This is a genomic window from Kaistia soli DSM 19436, assembly GCF_900129325.1.
GTDB classification, from domain to species: Bacteria; Pseudomonadota; Alphaproteobacteria; order Rhizobiales; family Kaistiaceae; genus Kaistia; species Kaistia soli.
The window spans coordinates 1-2500 of the sequence record NZ_FQUP01000008.1; the positions used below are offsets into that span (position 1 = coordinate 1).

General features: G+C 57.2%; 2 rRNA genes (1 of these 2 cut by a window edge). Both read right to left on the bottom strand.

The features are described 5' to 3' along the window. Positions 1–523: 523 nt before the first annotated feature. A 5S ribosomal RNA gene (rrf, locus tag BUB39_RS22685) occupies positions 524–638 on the bottom strand. Positions 639–717: 79 nt separating this feature from the next. Next, a 23S ribosomal RNA gene (locus BUB39_RS22690) occupies positions 718–2500 on the bottom strand; it runs 981 nt beyond the window's last position.

The window sequence follows — 2500 nt, forward strand, 5'->3', positions numbered from 1 at the left end:
CTGAGTGCTGCTTTGTGGGAGGCTTGTGTGGGTAGGGATGCGTTTAGGTGGGGGGCGTTTGTTGTGGGCGATGTCGGCGCGTGGATCGCGCCTGCGAGCGTGAGGGGTGTTCAGATGCCTGACGCTCTGCTTGTGTTGTTGCCTGTGCCGCTGCTCACGCGCGCGGCTTGTCGGTTGCTTTCAGGCGCGTCATCTCAGCCTGGGCGGCGGGTTCGCTTCGGGGTGCTGCGGGGCTTGGAGCGCGACCTTTGGTTACCCGCCGTTCGGCGGTTGCATCGTGGATCGCGTCTGTTGGGGAACATGGTTGTCCTGGCGGCTGTCCGCCCCCTCCCCCCACCGGCGGCAGCGCCTTGGGGCGGCTCTTATGTTTCGCATGGAGCGGGCCGTGTTGTGTTGCCGCCGGAGCCGGGCCGTCGCCCCCCACCTTCCGCTGTTCGCGGACGACAAAAAGCCCCGGCGGGCATTTCTGCGCGTCGGGGCTTTTTGAAAGGGTGTGAAGAGAGATTGGATACGAACTTTGCAGGCCTGGCGGCGACCTACTCTCCCGTGTCTTAAGACAAAGTACCATTGGCGCGGAGGAGTTTAACGGCCGAGTTCGGAATGGGATCGGGTTCAGGCTCCTCGCCATGACCACCAGGCCGGCAAAGTTCGTATCGGATTTGAAGAAGCTGTTGTCACTGACGCTTCATCCGTCGGGATGAGCATGGATTAATGAGGGCGATCAAGCCTATCGAGTGATTAGTACCGGTAAGCTACATGCGTTGCCGCACTTCCACACCCGGCCTATCGACGTGGTGGTCTACCACGACTCTCAAGGGAAAACTCGTTTTGAGGTGGGTTTCCCGCTTAGATGCTTTCAGCGGTTATCCCGTCCGTACGTAGCTACCCTGCAATGCGGCTGGCGCCACAACAGGTCCACCAGAGGTACGTCCATCCCGGTCCTCTCGTACTAAGGACAGATCCTCTCAATTTTCCTACACCCACGGCAGATAGGGACCGAACTGTCTCACGACGTTCTGAACCCAACTCACGTACCACTTTAATCGGCGAACAGCCGAACCCTTGGGACCTTCTCCAGCCCCAGGATGTGATGAGTCGACATCGAGGTGCCAAACGATGCCGTCGATATGGACTCTTGGGCATCATCAGCCTGTTATCCCCAGAGTACCTTTTATCCGTTGAGCGATGGCCCGTCCACGTGGGACCACCGGATCACTATGGCCGTCTTTCGACTCTGCTCGACTTGTCAGTCTCGCAGTCAGGCGGGCTTATGCCATTGCACTCGACGAGCGATTTCCGACCGCTCTGAGCCCACCATCGCGCGCCTCCGTTACACTTTGGGAGGCGACCGCCCCAGTCAAACTACCCACCATGCACTGTCCCGGACCCGGATGACGGGCCGCGGTTAGATATCCATATTCACAAGGGTGGTATTTCAAGGATGGCTCCATCCGAGCTGGCGCCCGAACTTCAAAGCCTACCACCTATCCTACACATGCAAACACGAATACCAGTGCAAAGTTGTAGTAAAGGTTCATGGGGTCTTTCCGTCTGACCGCGGGAACCCCGCATCTTCACGGGGAATTCAATTTCACTGAGCGGGTGCTGGAGACAGCGGGGAAGTCGTTACGCCATTCGTGCAGGTCGGAACTTACCCGACAAGGAATTTCGCTACCTTAGGACCGTTATAGTTACGGCCGCCGTTTACCGGGGCTTCGATTCAAAGCTTGCACCTCTCCTCTTAACCTTCCGGCACCGGGCAGGCGTCAGACCCTATACGTCGCCTTACGGCTTCGCAGAGCCCTGTGTTTTAGGTAAACAGTCGCTACCCCCTAGTCTGTGCCCCCTATACCTGGTTGCCCAAGTACAGGGCCTCCTTCTCCCGAAGTTACGGAGGCAATTTGCCGAGTTCCTTCAGCACCATTCTCTCAAGCGCCTTGGTATACTCTACCAGTCCACCTGTGTCGGTTTAGGGTACGGTCTATACGCGGGAGCTATTTCCTGGAACCCCTTCACGGCACGGTCAATCCAATAAGACCGTACAATACACGGGATTCGTCACTACCCGCAGGCTGGGGAATATTCACCCCATTCCCATCGACTACGCCTTTCGGCCTCGCCTTAGGAGCCGGCTAACCCTGCGCAGATTAGCTTTACGCAGGAACCCTTGGACTTTCGGCGACAGTGTCTCTCACACTGTTTGTCGTTACTCATGTCAGCATTCGCACTTCCGATACCTCCAGGATCTCTCACGAGTATCCCTTCGCAGGCTTACGGAACGCTCCGCTACCACGTGATCTTGCGATCACATCCACAGCTTCGGCACATGGCTTGAGCCCCGTTACATTGTCGGCGCAGGAACCCTTGTCTAGACCAGTGAGCTGTTACGCTTTCTTTAAATGATGGCTGCTTCTAAGCCAACATCCTGGTTGTTTTGGGATCCCCACATCCTTTCACACTTAGCCATGATTTGGGGGCCTTAGCTGGTGGTCAGGGTTGT